This is a genomic window from Rhizobium sp. NLR16a (assembly GCF_017948245.1).
Lineage (GTDB): Bacteria > Pseudomonadota > Alphaproteobacteria > Rhizobiales > Rhizobiaceae > Rhizobium.
This window is the reverse complement of sequence record NZ_CP072865.1, coordinates 598,304-619,824: the sequence shown is the minus strand read 5'-3', so window position 1 is coordinate 619,824 and position 21,521 is coordinate 598,304. Positions and strand designations below refer to the sequence as shown.

General features: G+C 56.0%; 16 protein-coding genes. 6 read left to right on the top strand and 10 right to left on the bottom strand.

Annotated features, from left to right (window positions below; genetic code table 11):
* Nucleotide 1 precedes the first annotated feature (1 nt).
* Both J7U39_RS02795 and J7U39_RS02790 read left to right on the top strand, forming a co-directional pair.
* Nucleotides 2-1,342, top strand: a complete 1,341-nt coding sequence (locus tag J7U39_RS02795; protein WP_210630241.1) for an O-antigen ligase family protein — start codon at nt 2-4, stop codon at nt 1,340-1,342.
* A gap of 138 nt (nt 1,343-1,480) precedes the next feature.
* Complete coding sequence (locus J7U39_RS02790) at nt 1,481-2,500, top strand: acyltransferase (RefSeq protein WP_210630239.1); 1,020 nt, start codon at nt 1,481-1,483, stop codon at nt 2,498-2,500.
* 254 nt (nt 2,501-2,754) lie between these two features.
* Here the strand turns inward: J7U39_RS02790 and J7U39_RS02785 are convergent, their stop codons facing one another.
* Nucleotides 2,755-4,851 (bottom strand): acyltransferase family protein, encoded by a 2,097-nt coding sequence (locus J7U39_RS02785; protein WP_210630238.1) that lies wholly within the window; start codon nt 4,849-4,851, stop codon nt 2,755-2,757.
* 224 nt (nt 4,852-5,075) lie between these two features.
* Here J7U39_RS02785 and J7U39_RS02780 point away from each other — a divergent pair, with 224 nt between their 5' ends.
* Together J7U39_RS02780 and J7U39_RS02775 are read left to right on the top strand one after the other, a co-directional pair.
* Nucleotides 5,076-5,537, top strand: coding sequence for a glucuronosyltransferase (locus J7U39_RS02780; RefSeq protein ID WP_210630236.1), 462 nt, complete (start codon nt 5,076-5,078; stop codon nt 5,535-5,537).
* A complete protein-coding gene (locus J7U39_RS02775; protein ID WP_210630234.1) occupies nt 5,534-6,010 on the top strand; it encodes a glycosyltransferase in 477 nt (158 codons plus the stop codon). Before J7U39_RS02780 ends, J7U39_RS02775 begins: the two co-directional genes overlap by 4 nt.
* Nucleotides 6,011-6,050: 40 nt before the next feature.
* Here J7U39_RS02775 and J7U39_RS02770 read toward each other — a convergent pair whose 3' ends face one another.
* The 4 genes from J7U39_RS02770 to J7U39_RS02755 all read right to left on the bottom strand — a co-directional run bounded on the left by J7U39_RS02770 (nt 6,051) and on the right by J7U39_RS02755 (nt 12,142).
* Nucleotides 6,051-6,746, bottom strand: a complete 696-nt coding sequence (locus tag J7U39_RS02770; RefSeq protein WP_210630232.1) for an SGNH/GDSL hydrolase family protein — start codon at nt 6,744-6,746, stop codon at nt 6,051-6,053.
* Between the two features lie 211 nt (nt 6,747-6,957).
* Entirely contained in the window at nt 6,958-8,265 is a 1,308-nt protein-coding gene (locus tag J7U39_RS02765) for an HlyD family type I secretion periplasmic adaptor subunit (RefSeq protein WP_210630230.1), read from the bottom strand.
* 15 nt (nt 8,266-8,280) lie between these two features.
* Nucleotides 8,281-10,044, bottom strand: a complete 1,764-nt coding sequence (locus J7U39_RS02760) for a type I secretion system permease/ATPase (protein ID WP_210630229.1) — start codon at nt 10,042-10,044, stop codon at nt 8,281-8,283.
* A 478-nt stretch (nt 10,045-10,522) separates the two neighbouring features.
* On the bottom strand, nt 10,523-12,142 hold the full coding sequence (locus tag J7U39_RS02755; protein ID WP_210630227.1) for a right-handed parallel beta-helix repeat-containing protein: 1,620 nt from the start codon (nt 12,140-12,142) through the stop codon (nt 10,523-10,525).
* 687 nt (nt 12,143-12,829) lie between these two features.
* On the opposite strand from J7U39_RS02755, the gene J7U39_RS02750 reads away from it, so the two are divergent.
* On the top strand, nt 12,830-13,537 hold the full coding sequence (locus J7U39_RS02750; protein WP_210630225.1) for an Ig-like domain-containing protein: 708 nt from the start codon (nt 12,830-12,832) through the stop codon (nt 13,535-13,537).
* Between the two features lie 160 nt (nt 13,538-13,697).
* Here the strand turns inward: J7U39_RS02750 and J7U39_RS02745 are convergent, their stop codons facing one another.
* The 5 genes from J7U39_RS02745 to J7U39_RS02725 all read right to left on the bottom strand — a co-directional run bounded on the left by J7U39_RS02745 (nt 13,698) and on the right by J7U39_RS02725 (nt 20,447).
* The gene (locus tag J7U39_RS02745) at nt 13,698-14,402 is read right to left on the bottom strand and encodes a hypothetical protein (protein ID WP_210630223.1); all 705 of its coding nucleotides are present in this window, start codon (nt 14,400-14,402) and stop codon (nt 13,698-13,700) included.
* On the bottom strand, nt 14,402-16,678 hold the full coding sequence (locus tag J7U39_RS02740; protein WP_210630221.1) for a polysaccharide biosynthesis tyrosine autokinase: 2,277 nt from the start codon (nt 16,676-16,678) through the stop codon (nt 14,402-14,404). Before J7U39_RS02740 ends, J7U39_RS02745 begins: the two co-directional genes overlap by 1 nt.
* Before the next feature lie 51 nt (nt 16,679-16,729).
* Nucleotides 16,730-17,440 carry a sugar transporter gene (locus tag J7U39_RS02735; protein WP_210631575.1) on the bottom strand — a complete coding sequence of 237 codons (711 nt, stop codon included), beginning with the start codon at nt 17,438-17,440 and terminating at the stop codon, nt 16,730-16,732.
* Nucleotides 17,441-17,523: 83 nt separating this feature from the next.
* Nucleotides 17,524-18,735, bottom strand: a complete 1,212-nt coding sequence (locus tag J7U39_RS02730; protein WP_210630219.1) for a polysaccharide biosynthesis/export family protein — start codon at nt 18,733-18,735, stop codon at nt 17,524-17,526.
* A gap of 302 nt (nt 18,736-19,037) precedes the next feature.
* On the bottom strand, nt 19,038-20,447 hold the full coding sequence (locus J7U39_RS02725; RefSeq protein WP_210630217.1) for an O-antigen ligase family protein: 1,410 nt from the start codon (nt 20,445-20,447) through the stop codon (nt 19,038-19,040).
* Between the two features lie 303 nt (nt 20,448-20,750).
* Between J7U39_RS02725 and J7U39_RS02720 the strand changes: the two genes are divergently transcribed.
* Nucleotides 20,751-21,350 carry a transglutaminase-like cysteine peptidase gene (locus J7U39_RS02720; protein WP_210630215.1) on the top strand — a complete coding sequence of 200 codons (600 nt, stop codon included), beginning with the start codon at nt 20,751-20,753 and terminating at the stop codon, nt 21,348-21,350.
* Nucleotides 21,351-21,521: the final 171 nt, after the last annotated feature.

Genomic DNA, 21,521 nt, shown 5'->3' with positions numbered 1-21,521 from the left:
GATGAGTCTCGGCCATTCTTATCTTCCGGACCAGGAAATCATCCTGCGGCCAGTCGTCCGGCCGCGGCCACGTCGCGGCATCAGAAAGGAAACGCTTGTCCGCGTCCTTCTCACCGGAATGTTCTACCTAACACTCTTGCGAACAACCGGGATGTGGTACGGCTATCCCTCAAACTTCAATGAAGATGCATCTGTTGATCCGTTTGCGCAGAAACTGATGCTGTATAGCCTCATTCCGTTGATCGGCCTTTACTTCGTATTGGAACCAAACCGTTTCCTTTCCTATTTTCGTAGGATACCGGTTCTGGTTTTCGTCGTTATTATACTGTCAATCATTTCCCTTGGGCTTTCCATCAGTTTTAGCGCATCCGTGCGCGGCATTGCCGCCGTCGCCGTACTGACAGTAGCGCCGTTGCTTTACCGGCATCGATACGGCAGCGTTGAAACCTTCCGGCTTCTGGCGACCTTTGGTATGTTCGCGGCGTTTGCCAACATCCTGTATACCGTGGCCTTGCCAAGATATGCTGTGATGGGAGGATCCTATGCCGGCATGGTTAAGGGTCTATTCTACCACAAGAACGGTCTTGGTCAGTTTTGTGCCGTCAGTTTCATAACCATGCTGTCGCTGGGAATACCAAGAGGACCATTACGCTATAGCCAACTTCTACGCTGGGCGGCGTTGCTGTGTACTCTCCTACTCATCGTTGTTTCCAAATCTTCGACTGCGGTTGTTATGGTGGCGATCGGCGTGGCCACATTGGCCGGCTCACGTATGATGCAAACCGTGGGAAACTCCCTGGCGCGCTCCTTCATTGTTTTCTTCTTCTGCATTATATTGGGGGTGGCGGCATCCTTCGCCTATCTTGGCGTTGCACAAATGATTGCGGACGCATTTGGAAAAGACCTTACCTTTTCCGGACGGACCAACATCTGGGAACAGTTGATGCCGCTGGTGTACGACCGCCCTCTTTTTGGTTACGGTTTTGCCGTTTTCCGTCAGCCGGAAATTATGGAGCAATATGTCTCGCTGACCTTCGACGCGCGCTCCACCCACAACACCTACTTGGAACTTGCCCTCAACATCGGGGTTCCGGGCATGATTGCCTGGACAGCCTTTATTCTTCAGCGTTTGGGCGGCCGTCTAGTAACGATCCAGCGTTCAACCGAGCTTCGCGCCACACACTCCAAGGAAGTTGCAATCATTCTTCTGATCGTGGTTGGCTCAATGATGGAAGCGGGAATGATGCTGGCGCCAGTCATTCTCTGGCCTTACCTGGTTGTTTCGCTTCCGCTAAGCAGAATGAAGCGCGATGGCTCGTCGATGAACACACAGAGTGGATAGAAGTTTTAAATATTTTTTGAGAAACCATACCAAATACACTCGACAGGAAAGAACCAACAGCCGTCACGACAAGGGGTAATGCTGGCGTGCCGGCGGCCCGCTTTCGCGTGAGGTCGCGCGCGAATAAGGGGCAAGGGGATGCTCACCAAACAGAAACCACAAGAGATTTTATCACTTCAATATCTTCGTGCTTTGGCAGCCATCGGAGTGTTGCTGTATCACCGATTCGAGATATTTTGGATCGGGGCATATGGCGTTGACTTGTTCTTTGTTATCAGTGGCTTCGTTATGATCGCCACAACTGACGCGAAAGACAAAAGCCCGTCTGCCTTCCTGCTCGATAGAGTTATTCGCGTGGTTCCAATGTATTGGATCGCGATTCTTTCCGCCGGCCTTTTGGTGTTGATCGGAATTCCGGTTCATCAATATGAACCCAGTATCGTTCCGGTGATCTTGTCTATGCTCTTTATTCCATACGAGAACATGGACGGAGAGACTTGGCCTGTGATCCTGCAGGGATGGACCCTGAACTACGAGATGTATTTCTATGCCGTGTTCTCTCTTATCCTGCTCATCCGGCAAAATCTCCGCATTTGGGCACTGGCGGGGTGCCTCGTTGCGCTGGTGACATTGGGACAGATCGCACCGCTGCAAGGCGCAGCCTTTAAAATCTATACCAACTCTCTTCTCCTTGAGTTCTTGGCAGGTGCGATTTTAGGGCGAACATACGGCTTGACGCTGCAAAGTGTTTCGGTATTGCGGTCCGTGTTGATATCCATAATTCTCGCCGCCACCTTGTTCGCCTGCTCGTACCTGCTGGGCAGGCTAGCATGGAGTGGGCTTGCGGTGCTGGTCGTCGTCGCGGCGTTGACGAGCGAGAGGCTTGGCTGGGCACCTAACATACCGTGGTTGAGATTTTTGGGCGCTGCGTCGTTTTCGGTCTACATATTTCAGCAGCTGTTCTTCACCTTGAGCCGAACGCTGTTCAGTGATCTGAGCGCACTTTCAGGCATAAATTTTCGCTATCTTTGGTTCTGGCGCCCGATGGATGTGGCGATTGCTGCCGGTGGCGGTGCTCTGATTTATATGTTCATCGAAAAGCCAGTTGGGCGCTACCTCAAATCCATCAGCCTCAGAGCTAAGGTTGTTGCGGCGTAGCGCCTTTGCCCGAAAGTTGGAATCGATCTTTGGGAAAGCACGATGCGTGGATTGAAAGCGACGCGCTTTAGTCGTGCGTCCCAAACGACGCACGTCATCCGGAACACTGGAAGCCGCCAATCTTTCAACTGGTCGATCCCATGGCGTCGAGGCCGCGGATGACAGCGCATTGATTGCACCGGCGCTCGGGCGCATTCGTTGCGGGATGTGAAGAGGTGAAAGTCACCACTGTTCACACAGGAGCTGAGGCGAACTCAGCGCACCGGCATGTCAATATGCCTCACAATACCAGTCACCCGAGACTGTTTGTCGGAAAAAGACGTCGTCCTCATTTTCTCCTCGTCATCTGCCGGAAGGACCGCCCTGGCGGCAACTTCCGAGCCGACCGTCGATAGATGCTGGTTGTCTATGAACAACGGGGCGCCGTCGGCGGTGGAAAAACTGCACCGAGCTCGCGGGCAAAGCGCGCTGAAAGGATCGACCAGGATCACGCCAGGCGGTGATTTCTCCGCGACACGCGTGATGATATCCCTGACCGGATCGTCGAAATTCGCGACAGCTTTCATCGGAGCATCATATGGTGTCAGATTACGATCGCCGTCGAGCCATCCTCCAAACGCAGCTCTGAAGGGTATGGCACGCTGGAGCACGGCGCGGACAGGATTAAAGTTGAACAGTGGAACGTCTTGCAGAAGGACGACATCCTTGTTCATGGCCCGCAATTGAGCGATCTGCGATGCAAGTGCCGACTCCAGGGTCGGCCCATTTTGGTTTTCGGCCTGCTCTGCGCCATTGGCTCCTGGGCTGATATAGCGCGAACCGGTCTCTGCTTCACGCATCGGAGCAGACCAGTACCCGGCCAAGATAACTTTCTTGATCGCGTCGTTTTCGCGCAGCAAACCCAATACTTTGGCATTATAAGCCGAGCATTCTGCAGCATGGAGCGGATGGTTGGGCATATAGCGCGTGGCGCTTGTCAGCGGCGGGCAGGATGTTTTTGTAAAGACGTAAAGCTGGTAACCCCGCTCCTGCGCGATGGCTCGCAATCCGGGCGCAAGGGCAGCCGCATGGCTGTCGCCGATCAAAGCTATCGCAGGCTCGGTATTGCCTGCAGGTTGGCAGTTGCTGCCGAGAGCTGGGGAGGTTGCACCATAAGATACGAGGCACGCTTCACGCCCGCCTGCGATCTGTTCAATCCTGGCAACCTGTGAACCAAATCTCTGTGGAACGCCGGCCAGTAGTGCGGTCAGCGCGAAAGGAAACGCGAAAACCGCCAAGGCCGCGGCGTAGCGCCAAAGTGTGCGGCCATTGGAAAGACCCGGGCGCCGAAACGGTTTCTCCACGAGATAATACGTCAGAACCGCCAGAATAAATGAGGTTCCAACGATGAGCAAAGCCGTCGATTGCGGCAATGGCCAGACGGATGCGACGCTGGCGAAGCTCAAAAGAGGCCAATGCCACAGATACCAGGAATATGAGACAAGCCCGATAAAAACGAACGGCCGCGAACCGAGCGCAAAAGCCACGATCGAGCTTGGGGTCGCAATCAGCAGCGCCGACCCGAGAACCGGCAAAAGCGCCGCAGCTCCGGGAAAAGGCGTGGAATCGTTGTAGACGCAGATCGGTAGGACAACCAATATCGCGCCGATCAATGCAATGGCATTGACGACTGCGCTGCCCCCCCGGTCGAGACGCAAACCCTTTGTCTCCATAACAGCGAGAATGCCGCCAATCCCCAGTTCCCATGCGCGCGTCGGAAGCAGGTAAAAGGTGAAAGCGGGATTGATCTTCAACGCTGCAACGGAAAATATGAAGGAGAGTACGACAAGCGTTGCGATCGCGGGAAGAATAGCCTGTTTAAAGTAGCGGTTCAGGAACAAAATGATCCAGGGAAAGACCATATAAAACTGTTCCTCCACGCCGAGACTCCAGGTCATCAGCATGGGCAGCTGGTCGGATGCCGGCGAGAAGTAGTTGCTGGAAAGCCAATAATAGACGTTAGAAAAGCCTAACATGGCGGCAACGGCACTATGCGAAAATTTCCTGAACTCGCCCGGGGACAGGAGGAGAAAACCGATCAGAAACGAAACGGCCAATACGAAAAACAGCGCCGGCAATATGCGCCGTGCCCGCCGCGCATAGAATCTTGTGAATTTGAATTCCGATTTTAGAATGTCGCCATAAATATGTCCTGTAATGAGATACCCGGAGATGACGAAGAAAATATCGACACCAACGAATCCGCCCGAAAATGACCTCAGACCTGCATGAAATAGCACAACGGAAATGACGGCAACCGAACGAAGACCATCTATATCGGGACGGTAAGCGCGTACGGGATTGTTGTGCATCCGATTGTCCTTTCGAGGTGATACAAGACGATACACTGCCACTCGTGAAGTCAATGCCGGCCGAGCCGCTTGCATTGCATTGCATTCAAAAATGATGCATTGCAATAGGAAATCACACTCTCCAACGCATGGCTCGCAAAATGTGAACAATTCTCAGCGGGCTCTAAATATGCTGAGACACCATAGCAGCGCGAACCATAAGATAGTGCGAGGATGGACCTAATATGACTGACGGAAAAAAACGGAAAATTCTCGCCGCTTCGTCCGGAGGTGGTCACTGGGAACAGATGATGGCTATGCGCGCTGCCTTCGAGGGTAGCGAGGTATTTTTCGCCACCACGATTCCCGGTCTCTTAAAAAAGTACGATATCAGCAATGGCTTGGTTTTGCCCGATTGCAGCCGGGACTCGATCGTTATGTCAATCAAGTGTTTTTTCAGCGCGTTCTACATTGTCTTCAAGCTGAAGCCCGATGTCATCCTGTCGACGGGAGCAGCTCCAGGCCTGTTCTGCCTGTTGGCCGGCAGGCTCATGGGCAAGCGAACGATCTGGATCGATAGTGTCGCCAATGTCGAGAAACTCTCCTTATCGGGAAAATTGGCCGGCCATATTGCAACGCTCTGGCTCACGCAATGGCAACATCTCTCGCGGCCGGATGGCCCCCATTACGCAGGAGCTGTCCTTTGATCCTTGTCACCGTCGGAACGCAGCTGCCGTTTGATCGCCTCGTCAAGGCCGTCGATACCTTCGCCAAGGATCTGACCAGACCGGTGCTGGCTCAGATTGGCAAGGGCACCTATACTCCACAGAACATGAAATGGATCAAGAATATCGAGCCTGCGGACTTCGATAAGGTCTTTCGCGATGCGACTGTCATCGTCTCTCACGCGGGAATCGGCACGGTCCTCACGGCGAAGCGTTTCGGCAAACCGATCATTCTTGTTCCACGGAAGGCGGCTCTTGGTGAGCATCGAAACGATCACCAGCTTGCCACGGTCAGTCAGCTTGTCGGCCGGCCGGGCATCTATGTCGCCCAAAGCGATGACGAACTCAAGGACTATCTCCTGCAGGACCTGGACAGCCCCTCTCATGAAGATGTTTCCGATGCCGGCCGGACGTCGCTGGTCAAGTATTTAAAGGGTTATCTCGCGGCAGGTTGAAACCGCCAACGGGCGCAGACGCCCTCGAGACAGAGGAAATTCATTCTCTGCAATCGCGGCCGGCTATGTGCCGGGCGAGTTGGGGAACGATGATCTTAGATGCGACTTCGGGCCTCGGATGGGCGCCGTCAGGAATTGCAGCGGCCAGATCGTCAGGGGTCAGACGCTCCCAATCGGGCCGATAGTCGATAAACTCCAGGCCGCGTTTCCGTGCTTCCGCCTGATGAGCCGAGATATAGCTACCGGCAAAAGGACGGATTAGCCCCCGCAGTCCCGAAAATGGATTCATCGCCATGAGGATGATCCGCGCCCGCGGCAGGCGTTGACGAAGCTGATCGAGAATGTCGGCAATATTCCTTCGGCTTTGTGCCAGGGACACGAACCGATGCAATGTCGCGTCATTGGCGTAGAGCTCGATCAGAATAATATCCGGCTGCTCGGCAACGACCCGATCCAGCTGGGTCAAAGCCCATGTCGACGTCTCGCCGCTCTTTGCGACGCTCTCCACTCTCACGGATCTCTGCAGGCAGGCAGAAAGCCTTGTCTGGAGGCCGGGCTGCCATCCCCCGCGCGCTGTCAGCGATGTTCCGAAAGCCACAATTTTCAGCGGCGGAAGGTTCTCGGCATCACTCTTTCCAGTCATCAAAACCATTACGAGGCACGCTAAAAGCAGAACCAGAACCGATGCCAGTCGCCTCTCGGTCGGCGCCGCTCGCCAAAGCCGCAAACATATCATGACAGAACCATATCTCGGCGAGAGCTATACGTCGCCCGGCAGGAGAACCTTGTGGAACGGCTGGCAGGCCCTTGGAGCCGACCTTGCAGCAGGCTTGAGACAATATCATGAAGGACAGATTGTCACGTCCGCTTCAGTGCGCAAATCAGCCTCGCATTCAACCGGGATAGCAGCTGCCTCGACATGCCGCAACGACGCCGAGGAGCGCCAATCACTCCTCACGAAATACGTGCTGCATCTGATCGGTCAGAGGTTTTGTGAGATAAGAGATGACGGTCCGGTCGCCGATCTTGATAAAGACTTCGGCCGGCATGCCGGGATAGAGCTTTATCGATTTCAGCTTCGCGATACTTTGAGCCTCCGGCTTGACGCGCAGTGGATAGTAGCTGATCCCCGTCCGCTCATCCTTGACGATATCAGGCGCAATTGAGGTGATCACCGCCTGCACATCGGGCGTCGTGCGCTGATCAAAAGCGCTGAAACGCACATCGACGGATTGGCCGACATGGACCTGGTCGATATCGCGGGTGGCGACCTTCGCCTGGACGGTAAGATCGTCATTTTCGGGAACGACGAGCCCCAGCGTCTGACCGGCTTCGATAACGCCATTGACGGTGTGCACCGACAATTCGTGAACGCGGCCGCTGAGCGGCGCGGTGATGTCGAGACGGCGGAGTTGATCGAGCGCAGTGCCGCGGCGCTCCTCATTTTCGGCGATCTGCGCTTCGACATCGGTCAGGTCCTTTGCGATCTCCGAACGGCGATCCTCATCCAGCTGAATCGACTGTCGGTCGATTTCGATCGCCTTGCCCTCGGCCTCTGCCTTTGCAGCGATTTCCTGACCGCTGTTACCCTGGAGATCGGCGCGGGCGCGCTTGAGCGTATTCAAACGCTGAAGCGTGACCAGACCCTTCTTGTAGAGAACATCGACGGCTTCGAGCTCCTGTTCGATTAAGCCGAGGGAATCGCTTGTGGCGTTAATCTGAACGACCAAGCCCTTGATCTGCTCGCCCAGTTGATCCTTGCGCGACGCCAGCTGGCTCTTCATTCCGGTCAGCGCCGATCTGCGGCTGTCGAACAACTTTCGCTCGCCGTCGAGCAGCTGCTGCGCCGCGGTGCTGGATGTCAGATCGCTGAGGTTTTCTTCGACTTCGAACGACTCGGCGCCAATCCGCTCCGCCTTCAGGCGGGCGCGGCGCGCATAAAGCTGAGCAAGCGTGCTCTCGACAATCGACAGCTGTGCTCTTGTCGCCGTTCCATCAAGCCGTATCAAAACCTGTCCGGCCGACACATGCTCGTTTTCGGAGACCAGAAGTTCCGAGACGATGCCGCCCGTCAGATGCTGGATCTTCTTGACGTCGCCGTCGACGACAACGACGCCTTCGCCGATGACGGCGCTGGAAAGTTCCGTCGTCGCCGCCCAACCGCCAATGCCGCAAACCAACGCAATGGAGAGCGCGCCGACAACCGCCACATGGCGATTGAGGGAGCGTTTGGATTCACTAATAACTTTGCTCACGATCTTCCTTCCGGCCTATTCCGCCGCATTGCCGTCGACCACGACCTTAAGCTGAGCCACGCGCTCGGCAATCGGGGTTCGTGCTGCCTCGGTCCGGCTGACCCGCGCCAGAACTTCTTCCTTAGGACCGAATGCGATCATCCTGCCCTCCTGCATCATCAGCACGAAGTCGCACACTGCCAGAACGCCGGAGCGATGCGCGATGACAACGACGATGCCGCCACGTGCACGCACGCTCATGATCGCAGCACTCAGCGCCCGCTCGCCTTCCTCATCCAGATTGGAATTCGGTTCATCGAGCACGACGAGGAATGGTTCGCCGTAGAGCGCTCTCGCAAGCGCGATACGCTGTCTCTGGCCCGCAGAAAGCGCAGCGCCGCCTTCGCCGATTTCGGTCTCGTAACCGTTCGGCAGACGCAGAATGAGGTCGTGAACGCGCGCCGCCCTCGCCGCGGTAACCACCGCTTCCGGCGACATCTCTTTAGCGAAGCGGCAGATATTCTGCGCGACGGTGCCGGAGAAGAGCTCGACATCCTGCGGAAGATAACCGATATGCCGGCCGAGTGCGTCGCCGTCCCACTGGTCAAGCGCCGCGCCATCCAGACGAATGGATCCTCTGACCGTCGGCCAGATGCCCATCATCGCCCGCGCCAGCGACGATTTGCCAGAGGCGCTGTAGCCGATGACCCCGAGAGCGCTCCCGGCTTTCAGGCCGAAGCTGATATCGGAAATGACCAGCCGCTGGCCGGCCGGCGGTCCGCTGGCGACACCTTCAACCGTGACCTGCTTGGAAGGTGCAGCCAGCGCGAGAGGGGCTTGGATCTCCGGAATTGTCTTCAGCAGGTTCGCAAGCCGCGCCCAGCTCTGCTGGGCGGAAACGAAACCGCGCCAATTTCCGATCGCCGCCTCCACAGGCGCCAGAGCGCGGGACGTCAGGATGGAACCGGCGATGATAATACCCGAAGAGGCTTGACCCTGAATGACCAGGATCGCGCCTGTTGCCAGCGTTCCCGATTGCAGGGCGATGCGGAAAATCTTCGACAGCGTCGCATATCCGTTGCCGACATCCGATGCCTGCCGGGTGATGTTCCGGTATTCGCCGTTCTTGCGGTCCCAGATCTCGGCCATGGTGCCTGCCATGCCCATGGCATGAATGACCTCGGAATTGCGGATCGAGCTCTGCGCAAATCCGTTGCGCATGTTGGCGGCTTCCGATTGCCGCTTGGAGAGCGTGCGCGTCCCCTGGTTGGTCAGGAACGTCAGAATGGCGAGAACGAGCGATCCGCCGATCGCGATATATCCAATTGCTGGATGAAACAGGAAACAGATAACGAGATAGAAAGGAAGCCAGGGCAGATCGAACATTGCCGTCGGGCCCATGCCGGACAAGAACGTTCTTATCTGATCGAAATCCCGCAGCGGCTGAAGCCCGTCTCCGCCGATCTTGACCTTCAGCGGCGCTTTGATCAACGCCCGAAACACCCGCCCATTCACCATCTCGTCAAGCGCACCGGCAACGCGAACGAGCATTCTGCTCCTGAGAACTTCGAACGCGCCCTGGAAAACATAAAGAGTCAACGCAAGTATTGCCAAGGCGGCCAGCGTCGGTATGCTTTTGCTGGGAATGACCCGATCATACACCTCAAGCATGAAAAATGAACTTGTCAGATAAAGTATGTTGATAAGCGCGCTAGCTATACCAATGAAGATCAGTCCTCCTTTGCATTTCCGCAAGGCTTTGGACGGTTCATTGACATCAGCTGCTGAACTTTGAAACACGAAGCAATCCTCTTCTACCGCATCGCGCACCAACGAAATGCTGGTCCACAGTGCAGTTACCGGCCATCAATCCGATCATTGACATGGCTGCCTTCGGATCCCCGGCACCGTTGCCGATCCCGCTTGCGAGCCATGACGTAGAACATAAATCCCACTGAAAATGACCGAAAATACAAACTTAACACGAGCAATTTCAGCGGTCTAACTTCAACACTACGATAAGTAAACGAGCCGAAGCAAGTGAATATCGCAAGACCGCCAATAAGGGTTAAAAGCGGCGAGCATGTGGCAACTAAAATCCGGCTTTTACTGACGAACTAAACTATAAATGCAATCTGTAGTTTGATTTGGCTTTTACAGACGCGAACTTTTCCGATCAAGAGGGTGCCGTTCGCATCGCCCACCAGCGAAAACTTGGCCGCCTCGCAAATTGAATCCGCCCGCGGCTCGCGGGAATGCGCCAGACTCCGGTACAGCCTCACGCCAGGACGTGCGAGGCGTGACTGCTATGGAATGCGTCGACGTTGATCGACACGCTCAAGCTGTCGGTATCGATATGGGAAGCGCCATCGGAGATTTTGTATTGGAAGAACTCACTGACTTTGCCGCTGAGGCCTGCGAGTTTGGTGGCATCGACCGTATAACTATAATCGCCGTCGCTTTCGACGTGGATGACGCCGTATTTTCCGGTCAGCGTCAGGCCGTGCTTGTCCACCGCGCTGTCACCGAAGCGGCGAAGCAGTATTGTGCCGTTAATCGCATTGTCGTTATCAAGCAGATTTCCGTGATAGGCACTGCCGGTATCTTCCGCGATCTTCAAGCTATCGTGGACCGCAACAATTTTCGGAACGACCGCTGCAGGCGCGGTCGTGGCCGGCGTTTCCATGCTGGGCGCCGGAGAACCTACCTGAGGCGCCGGTACCTCCACATGCTCGGAAACCGGTGCGACAGGAGTCTGCTCATTGCTCGACGACGTGTCGCCGCTCGCGCTGCCCGCTGCGCTGTCAAGCTCGGCCTGCGCTTGTTCGAGCGTCTTGTTTTCACCGATGGAGAACGTGTTCTGCGCAGCGATTGCAGCGGGCATCGTCAGCGTCGACACCGAACTATCGATGACATTGTCATAGAAGGAGCCTGATGCAGACCTGTCGACCTTCAGTGCCGACGCGGTCAGGTCGTCGAAGACATTGTCGTGGACAATGATGTTCTCGCGGACATAGGCGGGATTGCCGACAGCGCTGACCAGGACGCCGTAGACGCCGTCGTGCAGGTAATTTCCGCTAATATCGTAATTTTTCGCATCGCCGGAGTCGCCAAGACCGATGCCGTACGACCAACTGTAGCCGCCATATCCAGAGATGTCGTTGTCATGGATGGCGATGTTCGTGCCCGCCTGAGCGCTCAGCCCGAAACCGCCGCCGACAAGGGTATTGCCCTCAACCACGGCATCTTGAGCCCGGATCAGCACCAGGACGCCCTTGGCGCTATTGGTTTCCGTCTGCTCGAGATGATTGTCCTTGATCAGGATATTGCTGCTGTTGTTGAGCTGAATGGCGTCAGCCACGCTCCCCTGACTGTTGGTAACGGTATTGTTGACGAGGGTGACGCCCTTGACCTTATCCATCCAAATGCCATCGGCATGCACACCGGTCAGGGTGCTATTCTCGATCGTGATGTTCTGGCTGCTTTGGAAGCTGAGCGAGCCGGCCTTTCCGGCCTGACCGGTATTCGAGACCTCGACGTTGCGGACGATCCAGTTCGATACACTCCCTGCATAGATCGCGTTGGCGCCAGTATCGGCGATCTTGATGTTCTCGACAATGATGTTCGAAGCCTTGGAACCGTGTATCCCGTTATTGCTGCTGTGAATGACCGGCGCATCACCGATGCCATAGCTGCCGATGGTGATCGGAGCGCTGACAGTGCCGGAATATTTCAGGTCGAACTGTTCGTTGAAGACGCTTCCGGCAGCAAGCAGCACGCTGTCGCCAGGATTTAGTTTTAAGGCTTCCACAGCGGACAACGTCGCAAAGGCTGAACTTTCACCGGTTCCGCTGTTATGGTCGGATCCTGTTACTGAATTCACGTAATAGACGGTCATGCTGCGATCTCCCGAGGTTATGGAAGACCTTCTAACTGCGGACATCTCTCCGGCTGCTAAAATGAAACACTAAAATGCGCGATATCTCGGAATATTCTTACATTCGGAGCATGATTATTCTAGTGTACTCAAAATATTGTACCGCGATAAGGTTGCAGAGCCACCAACGCCCATTCTACCTCGATTCGGCACACTACCGCACTGTGATCCGCAGCAAGCTGAAGCCGGCATATACCCGCTCCAGCGCAGCACAACGTTCCCAAACTGAACCTATATGCGGTAAACGGAAGGGTTATTTTCGGCGATATACTACCAACCGATGGGAGAGGGCCCTGCGACTTTGCAAATCCGCTTAATAATCCGTCGCGATTACACAATAGCCCTACGGGGTGATACACTGTCGGACAAGGTTACTACATTTGTCATGGAACAACGATTTTCTAATCGCGAAAGAACCATACAGCGAGATTACAACGGCACGGGCGATCACTAATTGTTAAAACTATAATATTTAGGACTTTCATCGACTTATGCACATTGCGCGCGTATACTTGCAGATCAATACACTCTGAAGTGCTTGTCTGTCGTTAACTACACGCTTGACTCCATGTATTAAGATACTCTTAATCATCCGGCTTGCCGAAGTCAAAAGTGACCGGCGAAGAGCAATTTCAAGGAGAGACACAGATGGCTATTCACGCAACCGACGATACTGCAACATTTCTGGAAACCGACGTCATTTCCGGGAACCTGCTCAGCAACGACACATCCGATGGCAACCTTTTCCTTCGCGCCTTCGACCACCAGAGCGTTGGTGCCAAGCAGGGCAACAATCAGATTACCGCAATCGCAGGCGACTACGGAACGTTCTACGTCAAGCCGGACGGAAGCTATACTTACGTATTGAGTGACGCTGCAAAGGTCGGCTTCACCGCCGGTGAGACGCTCCACGAACGGGTTTCCTACAAGATCTCCGATGGCGCCGGCCATACCGATTTCGGCCTATTCACGCTGAATATCCAGGGTGTCACCCAGGTAAAGCCGATTGCTGTTGACGACCATCTCAGCTTCAACGAGGGCGACGCCATCGCCGGCAATCTGCTGACCAACGACATTCCTGGCGACAATGGCCATCTTTTCCTGCGTCAGTTCGCCAACACCAGCGTAAACGGCGACCCGACCGCAACAACGAACATTGCCGGCACCTATGGGACCTTCCATGTCAAGGCGGACGGCTCGTTTACCTATGACCTAGCTTCGGATATCGCTCCAGGCGACCATATCACCGAAACAATCCAGTACTACAAGATCTCCGACGGTGAAGGCCATACGGATGTCGGCATTCTAACGCTCAACATCACGGGCACGGACGTCGTCTCCGGCGCAACCGTCTGATCATCGATAAACCATCGATGATGCAGCGCCCGCCGCTTACGCGGCGGACGTTGTTGATGTTGTATCAAGACCTGCTTTGTCCGCTCTGACAATGTTTCATCTCAGATGCGGGTTTAGGCAGCTTAAGCTTGCTACGCTCTTCAGGAATGGCGGAGAACGATTATCTGCCGCAGCGCTGTCGAAACCGCGCTGTAGCCCCCTCTCCTACGCTCGCCCAAGTTCGATCGAAGATCGGGCGGAGCTGCGGGTTGACCTTCCTTATCGCGGCATTGACCATACAGCGATCGCCAAGTTTCAGCATTGTGGTGAGATCGCTATCAAGCGCAATCTTTGCAGCGGAAAGGGTTACGCTGGTAAAATCGTTCCAGAAATAAAACCGCGATAAAATCATTCCTTGATCGTGGGGCGCGAGCACGACCGAACGCTTCATCATTTCCGCAATCGAGACTGGATCTTCTGCGATTTTCGACTGCACGGCCGCAAGCCGAAGCCAAAAGTTGCTATTTGTCGGCATGCACGAGAGGGCATGCCGCAAATATTGACGCGCATTTGACGCCGCAGCGGCCCAAGCGTCGTAGTTGACATTGACGTTCTGTCGATCGAGCTGCGTCAGAATGAGCGTGACGCCGGCGGCGACGATGTCAGATCGGCAATAGTGTCCGTCGACCACCTCGACAGCGCGCGCCGCATATCTGGCCGCGACATCGTTCGCGACAGTTTCGCCGCGTTCTATCCTCTCGGCGACAAGCGAAATGCTGGCCGTCCTTATCGAAGCATAGAGTTCTCGGCCGGCCAGCGCCGTAAAGACCACAGCGACGAGGAGGAAAACGATTCTCGTGGGCGAAACATACCGAATGCCGAGCATCAGCTTTCGGTATAGTACCGCGAATAGCGCTTATAATAATACTCGCTGGAACCGAATGTCCGGTAGAGCTTCATCTGCGCCGGATCGACCTTGGTCAATATGGCACCGACGCACTTCGTATAGAGATCCGGTTCGGACAACAGTGTCGACTGAACCACCTTCCGCGAAGTCTTGCCCCACTCGATCACGAAAACGACCGCGTCGAGCTTCGGGTTAATGGCGCGTGCATCCACCACCGGAGCCAGAGGAGGCAAGTCGACGATAATGTAATCGAAACTTTGACGCGCAAGCTCGAGAAGCTGATCCATACCGCGCGACGCGAGCAGCTCCGACGAATGCGGAACGCGATAGCGTGCCACGGTCGGCAGGAATGCGAGCTTTGTTTTGGGGTCAAGGAGAATGAGATCCTTCAGCGGGCGATTGTCGACGATTGCTTCAAGCAAGCCGGCCTCCGCGTGGCGGCCGATGGCCCGCGTCGCTCCCGGATTGCGCATATCGGCGTCGATCAGCAGGCACCGTGCCCCTTGCATGGCCAAAAGCTTGGCAAAATTGATGGCGGTCGTCGACTTGCCTTCACCGGGCAAGCTCGACACCACACCGATGACTTTGCAGCGCTGGTCGGAGGCACTGATATCGATCGCGATCTTCGCGCTTCGAAGCGTCTCGGCGAATGCCGACAGCGGATGCTCCTCGACATAAGTCGTGGTCTTGCCGCCCCTGGCGATGCTTCGCGGGTTCCCGGGATCGACGAGCGTCGGATCCTCGACGTTGTTCTCGATCAACGGCATGACGCCAAGTGATTCGACGTCGAGCATATCCTTGACATCGTCACCGGTGCGGAAGAAGCGATCGCGGAATTCACGGAAAGCGCCAATGCCGCTACCGAACGCGCATCCCAGGAACATGGCGAAAGCGATGACGAGGCTTCTTTTCGGCGCGCTCGGCTTCGTCGGCGTCTCCGCTGTCGTGATGATGCGTGCGGCGGTAATTGGGAAGCTCTGCTGCTGGATCGCTTCCTGATAGCGCGCCAGGAAGCTCTGATAGAGATTCTTGTAAGTATCCCGCGTCCGCTCGAGCTCGCGGAGCTGTACCTGCGTCTCGCCCGCCGTTGCCGCTACACCCGTTGCCTTATCAACGCTGTCGCGCAGCGATTTTTCGCGGGATTGCGCAACGGTGAGCTCGCTCTGATAGCTTTCGGCGATGCGATTCAGCTCGTCGAACATGAGCCGTTCATATTCGGCCATCTCAGCACGGAGCCGGACTGCCTGCACGTGGTCGGGACCAAGCCGCGCCTCGATCTCGGCCTCGAGCTTCGAAGCTTCCAGATATTTCTTGCGAAGGTCGTTTGAAATCGAACTGTCAAGCACATCGGTCACGATCGCATCGGTCTGCTTGGCTTCGATGATCGACTTGATGCGAGTATATTTCGCCTCGGCCTGCGCCGTTTCGGCCTGAGCCTTGATCAACTGGCTGTTCAGTTCGGAAAGCTGCTGCTCGCTGAGCAAAGTGCCCGATCCTGCCTCGACAAGTCCATGCTCGCTGCGGAACTTCTGCACTGCGAGGTCGGTGTCCAGCGCCTGCTGCCGGAGTTCTTCAATACGCTCCTGCAGCCACTCGCCGGCCCGGCGTGTCGCCTCATATTTCGAATTGAGCTTATCAACCAGATAAACATCGGCGATGGCAGCGGCGATTTCTCGCGCCAGATCCGGCGACTGCGAGGTGTAGCTGACGTCGAGGACGTAGGATTTGCCGACACGCTCGACATCGATATTTCCCGCGACGGTTTCCGCAGCCCATCGCCGTTTCATTTCCGCATCAGGAGCAACGGCCCCGTCGTCGGCAAACCAGGAGCGGAAATTGACCAGGGATTTCAGCGTTGCGACAGAAAAAAGCGAGTTCTTCTGCGCCGTGAATACAGGATCATCGACAAGTTTCAGCTTGTCGACGACCGCATAGGCGATCGTGTCGGACTTCAACAGCTCGACCTGGCTGAGGACCGTGCCCTCGTCATCGTCCAGCTGGCCGAAAGCCGCCAGTTGGTTAATCATCTGATTGTCGCTGCGGTCGATCAGCACTTTGGTCTCGGCCGTGTAGACCGGCACCGCAGTCAGCACATAGACGACACCAAGAATGGCGAAGGCGAAAGCGCACACCGCTACGATCCGCCATTGCCGGCGAACAATTGCGATCAGCTTGTCGAAATCGATGAAATCAGCTTCGTTTCCTGTATCGCGGGAGGCGTCGATACGCGGCGTAAGTTTATCTGGCGACAGCAATTTCGATCTCCAACAAAGGCGTCAAGCGCCAAGATCTACAGGCAATTCCAGCTATTGTGTGACCGGGACGCTCTGACTCGTCGACTCCGTCGTGTCAGCGGACGACTGTCCTCCCCCATTCGTGCTGACAAACGTAGTAGTGGTAGTAGTGCTCGAAGACGAGTCGGAATCTGCGTTCGAAACTATCAGCGTACCGGCAGTCGTCGCAGCGCCGTCGAAAGGCGTGCCATCGTCCGACCCCGGGCCGGTTTGTCCAACCTGCCCATCATTGCCGATGCCGGGTGCTGCTGCGGCGGCACTTGCGCCGGGGCCGAGCGCCGCGGTCCCGCCTTCGGCCAGGACCTTTGCAAAGGCAGCAAGCAGCGGCGCGAGGTTCGGATCGGCGCTCGCCGCCTCGGCGACAGCCTTTTCGATAACCAGCTTGAATTGCGGATCTGTCACCTGGCAACTGTTTGCCGCCCGCGCGAGACCGGAGCCGATGGCCGCCATCTGTGCGGCATTCGCCTTCTTGGCCTGCTCGATCACCGGCGACAGCGCGTCGTTGCTGCTTCCGACCAGCGCACGAACACGCGACGACAGAACCAACGGATCGGACAGATCGAGCAGAACGGCGGGATTGGCCGTAAATCCGCCGACATCAATGGAAGTCAGGTTTGCAGGACCCAGGCAAGCAGCCGCAAAGGCGCCCGACGTCATGCCGACAAAAATTGCCGCGGCAATTCCGCTATATGCAAGTTTACGATGAACACTAAACCTTGCCATAAAAGTGGCTTCCTTCATCAAATCCGCTGTCGAAAACAGGCCGCGGCGCCGATCGTACGCGTTCGGCGCCGGCTCTTTCCCACTTAATTTCCGAGTTCTTGCACCGCATTACGGGTATCGCGTGCGTCGTCCGACACGCCGGCGACAGTGGACGATACCGAGTTTACGATGTCAAGGAACTTGACCAATTCGACAGAGTCCGAATTGGAAATATAGATAATATCCTTGTCTTCCATCTTGAATTGCTGAGCGGCAAACAGGGTGGCCGGATCACGAAGATTGGCGCGGATAATCACGGGAACCGTATCGCCCGCAAACCGCGTCGTATCTACATGCATCGCCGCAAGCGTCTTCCTCGGGAGAAGGCGATAGAGCAGAACCTGGGCTGGGTCCGCTCGGTCGTCGCGCAGGCCGCCCGCCTTCGCGATGGCCTCCCCGAGAGTCAGATCCGACTCTTCGAAATCGAACCGGCCGCTGACGCCGGCGGCGCCGAGCGCGAGATAGGTACGGCGCTCATGATCGACCGAGATCGTGTCATCCGGCGCGACATAGATATTCTCCGCCGGATTTTTCAACAGCGTATTGTAGGCGACGGTCGCCGTTCTGCCGCGGCGCTGCAGCGTCACATTCGTTTCAATGTTATTGGTCGTCAAACCACCCGCGGCGGAAATGACGTCGAGGATGCGCTCACCGGCCGGGCTGATCTGAACGCGTTGCGGATTGTTGACGTCACCAAGCACGGCCACCTGACTGGAGCGGTTGGTTGTCGTGGTGATAACCACCTGCGGCTCGATTGCGCGGCTGGCCAGACGATCTTCGACATCCTGCTCGACGGTCTCCTTCAGGCGACCCGCAGCCGGAACGCGACCCGCATAGGGGATCGTGATCGTTCCGTTTCTATCGATGGTCTGCGCCGGCAGAGAGATATAATTGCCGGGCCGGCTACCGGCGTCGGAGGGAATGAAGAGACCGCCGGACTGAGCTTCGAAAATCGCAACCTCGACGACATCGCCATAACCGAGCGGAATTTCAGGCGCTCCACCGCGCCCACCGCCAAAACCCTTGAAGGAGGTCGGTTGCGGAGAGGTGAAATAGGACAGGACGTTCTTGCTGAGGTCAACCAGGGCGTAGTCGATACCGACGCGACGCTCCTTCGTTGTTACCTTTACCGCGGCCCCTCGATCGACATCTTTGTGATCTGGACCGGATCTTGGCAAGGACGTGCAGCTTGCCAAAATACTCGTTAGCGCTACAACAATGGCGACGCGTGTACTACCGACAGGAAAACAACCCATAGAATAACCCGTGTTGACGCCCTTGAAGCTACTGCTCCGCAATCGGACAAATTACAAGACAATCCCTGATCAATAATTACCGAATGCCGTTTATCATTCTCTAACTGTGGCAGCCCGGCAACGCCGAGCCCTTCAGTAAACGAACGGCTCAGCCCGGCTCTCTGACGCCGGCAATAATCTAAAGGCTGCGTCCGCTATAAAATTTCTTGCGTTTAAGAGTCAACCCGCAGCCCCCAATCAATCGGTATTTTCGAAAAACCTTCATAAATTCCATTCATTTAAAGCCGTTTGGCGCGGATCGATCACCCATATTGCCGATCGATTTCGCCGCGACTGCGGCCGAGGCTGATCGCAACGACGGCGCTCAGGAATGCGGAAAAAAATACCGCGAAACCAGGGATTTGCAGCGAAAAATCGACCGCGGCATGAAGGGCGACCAGAACCGTCCCCGCTATGCCGAGCAGAACATAATGTCGCAGGCGCCGCCTGTCGGAGAGCCCGCGCCGGAAAACTTTCGCAAGCACTGCGAAAACAAGAAACGTCGCAACCGGAAACATTATCCCCAGACCCAGAATGCCTTCGAGGTAGAAATTGTGTGCACGGTCAAAAATCCCGAAGATGCCGCAGGCGGGATCGCGGTAGGCGGAAAACACGGTGCGGAAGGTTCCAAGGCCGGTTCCCGTTAGCCAGTGATCCGAAATGGCACGCCATATGCCGGGCAGAATACAGAAACGATCATCATCCTCGAGCCGCCGTTCCTGCGCGCGCAAAATCGCCTGCCCTGCAAACATGCTCAGCAACAGGACGACGAAAATGACCGCCGAGAGAAACTTCACTACCGAACGCCATTTCGACACCGGTGTTAAATGTTGACTTGAACTCTTCCAATTGAGGGCAAGCCAGGGAAAATAAATGAGCGCGGCGACAAAGGTCGCGAATATTCCGGCGCGTGATCGGCTCAGCATCAACGCGGTGAAACATGCGCATAGAAGCAGAATATAGATCCACGTTCTCAAGAGCAGAAGGTTTCGGCCTGGTTCGCCGGGCGGATGGACTGAGTAAGACCGGGCATTGTCCCTGACCAGCGTCAGCATGAGCAACGTTCCTAGCCCGAGGAAAGTCGCGGCCGTATTGCGGTTGACGAAGACGGCCGTCAGGCTGTCGAGGTAGGCGTGTTTCTCTATGACGATCAGGATGGTGGGAAACATCGAAAATTGCAGCAGGCCGAAAACAGCGATGCCCCCCGCCGCGAGCCCCAGGCTGGTGAGCACTTTCCGCGCTCGTTGATCGGTATCGCACAAGATAAGTCCGGTCAGAAAAGTCACGAAAGGCAGGGCCACCCTGAGTATCGACGCAAGCGTGTCGGCCGGCTCGACGGAGATCGCCGCATATTGGACGCCCGCCAGATCGCGCGCAGCGCCCCAGGCGGGGTTTGCCAGCCAGTTGGCCGGCAGTTCAATCGTTTGGATGAATGCCCAGCTCGCCAGCACGACGAGCAAAAGCAAGGCGATCTTGAACACCCACCTGCTTTGTATTGGCTCGGCAAACAGCAATATCGAAACGATCGCGAGAGCAAACATTCCGATTGCGGCGAAGGCGAAGGGCAAAGGTGTGACACTCCCAAAAGGAATGAGCGTCAATATCACCAGGCCGATGAAGGCAACGAGAATCGTCTCCCGCAAGACCTGCCTGTTGATGAGGTTGGATAACATTTGGGACTTCACTCACCGGCAGGGAAAACGAGGCAATCACAACCATTACGGTTAATATACTCGTACTAACATAAGTTGCATATCAAGCGCTTGCGTGTTAAAGTGCAACAGAATTCCACATCGTTAAAATTGTCGCGAACGGCTTAAGCCAATCGAGACAGGACCCGCTTATGCTCCTTCAAGCAGCAGAAACGGGACAGGCGTTCTGTGCCCAATACTTGGCAGATCACTAAATCGCCATGCCATTGACTGAACCAAAAGGCAAGCCTGATCTCAATCGCTTGCCCTGACGGGGATTAAGAGATGAAGAAAACCTTCGTTACACTTCTGGCACTGGCTTTTACAGTAGGAAATGCCTGCTCTGCACTTGCGGCCGGCCCCGCAGGTTTCGCCCGCGGCCTGACCAGCAGTTCCGAGGTCAGCTATATCTCCGAAAAAGAAAAGATCGTTCCGCCTTTCGCCCAGGTGCTGTTCTGCGCCCAGAACCCCGCCGAATGCCGCGACAACAACGGTCTGGCGGTCATCGCACTGACGGACAAGGAAATGCTGCAGCTGAAGAATGTGAACCACACGGTCAATCGTACCATGATTGGCCGCAACGATTCCCGCAACGAACTGAACGGCGATGTCTGGAAGGTGAATGTGCGCAGCGGCGACTGCGAAGATTTTGCATTGACCAAGCGCAGCCGGCTGATAGCGATGGGCTGGTCATCGCGCGCCTTGCGGATTGCAACGGCCTATACACCTTCCGGCGAAGGGCATGCCGTCCTCGTGGTCAGAACCGACAAGGGCGACCTGGTCCTCGACAACAGGCAAAGCAGCATCAAGAACTGGCGCGATACAGATCTGCGCTGGGACAAGATCCAATCGGGAACGGACCCGTACGTCTGGTACCGGCTGTAGCAGCCGAGCAGCCGATAGAGCAGTTCGCCTCATTCCCGGATTGAAATAGAGCCGGCTCTCACGAACGCTCGACTTGTCATATCGCCCACATAAACCTATGTTTTTGCTGTCGAGCGGGCGGCCGGCAACGAACAGCGGCACCCTCGACACGACTTCCGATGTGGGTATTAA